The organism is Candidatus Cloacimonadota bacterium (assembly GCA_020532085.1).
In the GTDB taxonomy this organism is placed as follows: Bacteria; Cloacimonadota; Cloacimonadia; order Cloacimonadales; family Cloacimonadaceae; genus Syntrophosphaera.
The window spans coordinates 1-6063 of record JAJBAV010000065.1 but is presented as its reverse complement, the minus strand read 5'-3'; the positions used below and the strand labels follow the sequence as shown (position 1 = coordinate 6063).

The 6063-nt window shown below is 55.6% G+C and carries 7 protein-coding genes; all 7 read right to left on the bottom strand.

All coding sequences use genetic code 11. The features are described from left to right. The coding region (locus LHW45_10770) for a hypothetical protein (protein MCB5286052.1) at window positions 1-244 on the bottom strand (244 nt) is incomplete at its 3' end. Window positions 245-352: 108 nt separating this feature from the next. Then, window positions 353-1306 (bottom strand): DHHA1 domain-containing protein, encoded by a 954-nt coding sequence (locus LHW45_10765; GenBank protein ID MCB5286051.1) that lies wholly within the window; start codon window positions 1304-1306, stop codon window positions 353-355. Between the two features lie 4 nt (window positions 1307-1310). Beyond that, on the bottom strand, window positions 1311-2372 hold the full coding sequence (locus LHW45_10760; GenBank protein ID MCB5286050.1) for a PD-(D/E)XK nuclease family protein: 1062 nt from the start codon (window positions 2370-2372) through the stop codon (window positions 1311-1313). 107 nt (window positions 2373-2479) lie between these two features. After that, window positions 2480-4630, bottom strand: a complete 2151-nt coding sequence (locus LHW45_10755; protein MCB5286049.1) for a hypothetical protein — start codon at window positions 4628-4630, stop codon at window positions 2480-2482. Window positions 4631-4647: 17 nt separating this feature from the next. Continuing rightward, window positions 4648-4908 carry a hypothetical protein gene (locus tag LHW45_10750; GenBank protein MCB5286048.1) on the bottom strand — a complete coding sequence of 87 codons (261 nt, stop codon included), beginning with the start codon at window positions 4906-4908 and terminating at the stop codon, window positions 4648-4650. 382 nt (window positions 4909-5290) lie between these two features. Then, window positions 5291-5512 (bottom strand): hypothetical protein, encoded by a 222-nt coding sequence (locus LHW45_10745; GenBank protein ID MCB5286047.1) that lies wholly within the window; start codon window positions 5510-5512, stop codon window positions 5291-5293. A gap of 297 nt (window positions 5513-5809) precedes the next feature. Beyond that, on the bottom strand, window positions 5810-6063 hold a 254-nt coding region (locus LHW45_10740; GenBank protein ID MCB5286046.1), incomplete at its 5' end, for a YopX family protein.

Below are 6063 nucleotides of genomic sequence, written 5' to 3'. Positions count from 1 at the left end.
TCTGCAGGGCCTGAAAGCCGGTCGGCTTCTTGCCGGGGGCTTTGGTTTCGATAGCGAAGAACAGCGTCTTGTAGGTGCCGATGAAATCCGGAATACCTTTGACTGACATATGTTGGACGGGCATATAAAACCAACCTGACGCGCTCTCTGGGAACGCCCCGGCTTTCTTGGCGGGGAAGACACCGTGGTTTTCGAGGCAGCGGATCACGAGATCCTTGACCACCCCTTCCGGAGTTTTAGCCATTGCGCAACCTCTCATCCATCGCATCGAACACCTGGGCGGCACGCTCCACCATGTCGGCCAGGCAGTACGACAGGCCGAACATGGCGTCTTTGTCGGCGAGTGGTCTTATCATCTGGCGTGCTCATCGAACGCCGTGTCAAAATCAGGGTGGCTGATTTCCAGCCACTCGATCTCTTTCGTGAATCCGGCAGCGTTTTTATGGCCGCCTCCGCCGAACAGCTTGGCGATCTTGGAGACATCGAACTCGCCGATCGACCTCAGCGAGTAGGAGCGCACGCCCTCCTTGCGGTCGCAATAAGAGACGGAGAAAGGGGCACCGGGGTACACCTTGCATAGCTCATTACCGACCTCGGAGATGTTGGCGGAGCAGTTGACGATCGGCACCTCATAGCCTGCCAGCAGCATCATGCGCGCATTCCGGAGGGTGCTTTCGATCTGCCTGTCACGGAAGGACTTGATGGCGGAGCCGGAGAAAAAGGCGGTGTCCTGAAAATGCCCGGCGTTGAGTGCGTAGGTGTCCCAGGTATGGAAGTCGAACGGCAGGGTGGCGATGAACAGATTGAAGGCTTCCGAATCCGGAAGTGCCCACTTCCAGAGGTCGCGGTCCGCAACGTATTGCAGCAGGAGCGGTGCGGTGGTGTCTTCGGGATAGAGGTATTCCCAAGTCAGAACGCAGCCTGCCTTGGTGGTGTCGAAGATGCAGAAAGGAAGACCCGCGAGATCGGCTTCGGCGGTCTTGTGGTGGTCGATGACAAGCAGCTCGTACTCGCCTGAAAGGTCCAAGAGCGTTTCACAGTCATAGGAAAAGTCCACAATGTAGATCTTCTCAATCCTTTCGGGAATATCCGGCACGGGCTGGCCGTACTGCACCGGAATGTAAACAGCTGCGTCGCCGTACTTGGTCCAGAGGGCGTAGGCAGCACCAAAGCCGTCGGCGTCGTTGTGATACAGTACCAAGACCTTCTGACGTGACGCCTCATCGCTCTCGCGCTTGGCGGTCTCGATCTGATCCTGGCGGCGATTGTACTCGCGTTCTTGCTCGTTAAATGTATTTCGGCTCATTGTATTATCTCCTTCGCGCATACGCACAGGTTTGGTACTGGCTGCACCACGGGCACAACGGGCCGCTGCGGGCCTGGAAGGTCTCGGACTGCCAGGCCTTCTGCATCCGGTCTACGCGGGCCAGTGTGTCCTCAAGCACAGCCACTGCAGCTCTCTTGTCCATGCTTCCGCCCTGTATGCCTGTAACGGTTTGGTGTTGTGTCCAGATCAGTTTTGGATTGAACTCGGTGATGTGTGGCTTGACCACGGATAGCATGGCACAGCAGATTTTGAGCTGGTCCTGGTCGTCGCGTACCTTTTTGCCGGTTTTCCAGTCGAAATAACTGAGGCGGTCGTCTCTCTCGATGATAACGTCGAACTTACCGCGAAACCATGCGTCTTTGGCGAACCAGCTTACTGGTTCCAGGTTGGTGTTCAGCGCCAATTCCATCTCAGCAGAGACATCGGCGCCTTTATCGCGCTGCGCGACGATGTTGTTGAGGTAGGGTGCAACCTTGACGATCAGATCTGGCTCTGATACATCTTCGCCTTTGATGAATTGCTCGCAAGCAGAATGGACACGGTTGCCGAAAACAATCGCCTCGGTCTCCTGAAAAGGGGCGGTGCAGTAGAAGCGCTCGGCAGCGTAGGACGCCGGACATTTCTCGAACGCCGATAATGCGGTGTACGACCACGAAAACGGTTTGCCCTTGGCGTTCTTGGGCCTTGTGTCGGTGATGAGACGTTTGTCGCAAAGCGATACAACCTTGGTATCCTGTTTCAAAAAGTCCTCCTTGGACATGCCAGCCGGCGCCCAGGCGGCGAACCGTGCGTGGTCGGGGTCAAGGCCGTTGGCCAAGATGCGCTGCTCGTACTCTGCCCGCACGGCGTCCGGCACCTCGCACCCTCGGGCGATGGCCTGAGCGACCGATACCTGGTAATAGTCGCGGGCCTTGCGCGTTTCAAACACACGGTCACGGGAGCACAGGATGTGCCCCTGCAGATCCGTCACACACTCGCGGCGCTCGGCGGCGGCCAGCAGTTCGTCCCATGTATAAATAAAGCATTTCACAACAGTTTGTGCCATAGGGGTCTCCTTAAAAAACGCCGCTCCGTAAAGCTCCCCAGCCAGAGGAGCGGCCATGCTCACGATGTATAATGTAAGTCAGTTGACAGGTTTTGTCAAGGGGAATCTTACCAGTCTGGCTCTTTTAAATCGCCCCACGTCGGGCCGACTTTACCATCTACAGGGAACTTTATTGGCAGGTCTACGCCCCAAGCCTTCTTGTAGGGCAGGTTGCTCAGGGCATTCTTTGCCTCGATGTAAAACGGCTGAACCACAGCGTTGGGTACAATGGTGAAAATACCGTCGTGTAACTCGTAATAGAAGTAGGCACCATATTTTGGGAGGATGTTACGCAAAACCGCCAGCGCCAGGTATTTCTGGTCACCGCCTGTGCCTTGGATAGGGTAGTTAATGGCGGTGCTCTCAAGAGGCCACGCTTCCCGGCCTGCCCAGTTGCCTTTGAGCTGCACCCTGCGCCCTGCGAAGGTCTCAGCGTAGCCGAGTTGCTTGCATTTGAGGATCTGCCGGGTCCAGTATTGAGGCACGCCAGTGTAAGCAGCCTTGTAGGTAGCAAGGATTTGACCGACGAAAGTTTTGGTCAGTGGCATTTCATAGTCAACCCGTGCCTTCGTTGTGGCGGACTCGACACCTATGCGATATTGGAAGGATAGATTGGAAAATTTTCCTAATTTTCTTCTAGCTTGCGCATCAGCATCCTCAGCATGTACCAACCGCACCAGCTCCTTGTAGTCGCACTGTGCGATCTGTGCTCCCATGTAACTGTGCGCGTCCTCTCCTGGTGCACACAGAGCCAGCATGGTCTCATCTTCGGAGGCCACAGCCATCCAGCGAAACTCTTGGCCGGCGAAGTCGAGTTCACACAGAGTGAATCCGTCCGGAGCTTGAATCAGCCGTCGATACTCTTTGCCCCTTTTCCACTGATGAAGCGCAACACCTACAGGAACCTTGACTTTCTTGCTTTCTACTTTTACGTCTCTCGGGATAGATTGTTGACCTACCCCCTGCGTGGTCAAGTTGATGCGAGCCTTATCCCACCCAAGGTTTTCTTTTAGGAGTCTCCGCAGCTCCGCCACTGAACCTGTCTTGGCGAGGCCTACCTCAACGCACAAGCCTGCATCCGCTGACTTGGAGACCTCTCTACAAAAGTCCTTGTAGGCCATGACCAGGAAGGCCTCCGACTCGGGGTGATAGAGCCACAAGCTCTCCTTCTTGGCTCCCTGCTTTTCTACAGCGATCTCGGCGGAGTCAGAACTTCCATAAGTCATTCTTGAAGAGTACGTGCTAAAGATCTTCACTTGAGGCCTAACTCGCCCGTCTCCGTTGTACTCCAGGCTTTTGAGTGTGCCTTGTGCGTACTTGGTGCGATTGTTCTTGGCCTCGCGCAGCTCCTTGATCAGTTTAGCCCGAGGGTCCAGCACCGCTAGGTCGAACAGAGCGTACTTGTCGGTCGAAGGCAGGTTGGTCTTTTTGGAAAACCTCTCCGCAGGCAATCCCCATGTATCGTACAGCAAGGTCTGCAGTTGCTTGACACTGCCGAGGTTAATCCCCTCGGCTTCCGGTGCTGCTGCCAGCAGTTCGGCCTGGATGCGCTTGGCGTCTTCTTGCAGAGTCTTGCTGAGCTCTTTCGCGGCCTGCTTCCCTCCGACGATGCCGTGCACCTTGGTCCATGCACACAGCGGGATGCAGCGGGCCTCGATCAGTGCTGCTCTTTGTTGCTCGTCGGTCAGCATGTCCCAGAACCGTTTAGCCAACCGGACTGTCCACAAGGCGTCCTGCTGGTTGCGGTGCAGCAGCAGCCGCAGGTCATCGGCGTCCTCGGACTGAAAATCCTCGAAATCCTTGAACCCTGCGTGCTCGGGGGCGAATTCCTTGAGGGCGGCCGCCAGGGCGTAGGACTTGCGATGGGTGCGGGGGATGTCGTCACCTTCCGGCTCCACCACGGCATGGCGCCACAGTAGCATGGCATCCAGCCACTTGACTTGCATGACTTCATCCTCCAGCCCTGCGGCGATGGCCCAGGCGGCGTCGAATGCCGCATTCCACCCCACCACGTACATCTGCTTGTCAATAGCACGGCGAAACATACCACGCATCAACTCGGTAGTCGGGTTCAGGCTGCCGGAGGTCTTCTCCAGCGTGGCAAAACTGGCGGCGCTGATGTGTGCCTTGCCTTGCAGCATCCGACATGGCTGCAGGGCGTACTCTTGAATATCTCCGACGGTCTCCACATCGAAGCCAAGGGCTGCAGGGAACTCCATTAAATACTCCTTCTCTTCTATACGAACTTGCGGGGGCTGGCCTGATAGGCCGTGATAATGACGCCATCCTTGACCACCATCACCCAGCCGCTGTTAAAATAGTATTCGCTGTCGGCGTAAGCAAACCCGCTGTTAAGGATCGCCTGCACGTTGGCTATGCGGCGAGTGCGCTTGGCATCTCTGAGCAGCTTTTTCAGCGTGCTCTCGGCGCGGTGCAGCGACTTGCAGCCGGTGCGCTCGCAGAAGCGCTCCCGGGCGTGAGCGGATACCGCGATCATGGGGCCTCCTTGTCTCTCACCAAGTCCACCAACCGCTCCCCCCGCCCCCAAATTTCCTTAAGAGCGAACAAGTCCTTCGCCATCCACGAGACATCCCCCTGCACATGTCCGTTGTGCCGCATCCAAACGCTCGGGTCAATCGATTTACCGTTGCATTTTGGGCAGTCGCAGATCACATAGTCGTTTTCCTTCGGTCGCTTTGCCTTGGTGTCCTCGTGGTTGAGCTGACTAACGCCATTCGAGTTTTACGCACTTTGCGCCATCTCGTTTGAGCTTCCACATGCACCACAATGCAACACACAGCCACTCGGTTTGGCACTGTGAATGGTAGGCCAACCCACGGCCATCAGTCTTATCCTCATACCACTCAGACACCTCATATTTATTCCCCATCTACCACCTCCACGGGGGCAACAGACGCAAGGAATTTTGTCATTCCGTCAGCGGCAGCAAACCAGGCATTAATCACCCCTCCTGGTAGTTGCTCCCATTTTGGCAGGTCATCGCCGGTAACAGCAGATTTATTTCCGGTATAAGCTGCATAGCTTTCATAACCGACCTTTGCCATTTTCATCGTGAGTTCTTGTGTTTCTGAGAGTTGCATAATTTACTCCTTTACGCCCAACAAGGCGCTTGAGTGGACGCGGAAACACGTCGGTCAGCTAGTCGTTATCGTGCCCGTGTGTTCCAGTCAGCCACAACCTCATTCTTCGACCCGCGTCGCATGGACACGCAGTACTGGTTACACCGTATTTTCCAATTCGGTCGGCCCTTGCCGGGGTTTTCCAGCTCCGGTCCAACCGCAGGCATCCCGCAAAAGGGGCACGATAACAAGTCATTCAACTCGGATTCGTTCATCCGCTTCGCTCCTTCACTCTCCGGTTAATTCAAGCGTTAGGCATCAACAAAGTTCCAAGTCGTTTACCAGAGGAGCTAATGGCGTACAAGAATTGTCGTCCTCAAGAGACCAACACCCTTTTTCGTCGTCCCAAACGACAGAGTAAATAGTGATCCCGGCGTGGCGCACTGTGTCATGCTCCCAAATTTCGTTACCTTTGCGGTCAATAAAACCGGTGCACAGTTCAATGTCCAGCAGTATTGGCTTTTCCGTTCTCTGGTCGTATCCGGCAAAGCCCATCAAACAGCCGTCCTTTA

Excerpts from the sequence above, each read along its gene's own strand:
- LHW45_10765 (MCB5286051.1), bottom strand. The coding sequence starts at position 1,306 with ATGAGCCGAAATACATTTAACGAGCAAGAACGCGAGTACAATCGCCGC.
- LHW45_10745 (MCB5286047.1), bottom strand. The coding sequence starts at position 5,512 with ATGCAACTCTCAGAAACACAAGAACTCACGATGAAAATGGCAAAGGTC.
- LHW45_10750 (MCB5286048.1), bottom strand. The coding sequence starts at position 4,908 with ATGATCGCGGTATCCGCTCACGCCCGGGAGCGCTTCTGCGAGCGCACC.
- LHW45_10755 (MCB5286049.1), bottom strand. The coding sequence starts at position 4,630 with ATGGAGTTCCCTGCAGCCCTTGGCTTCGATGTGGAGACCGTCGGAGAT.
- LHW45_10760 (MCB5286050.1), bottom strand. The coding sequence starts at position 2,372 with ATGGCACAAACTGTTGTGAAATGCTTTATTTATACATGGGACGAACTG.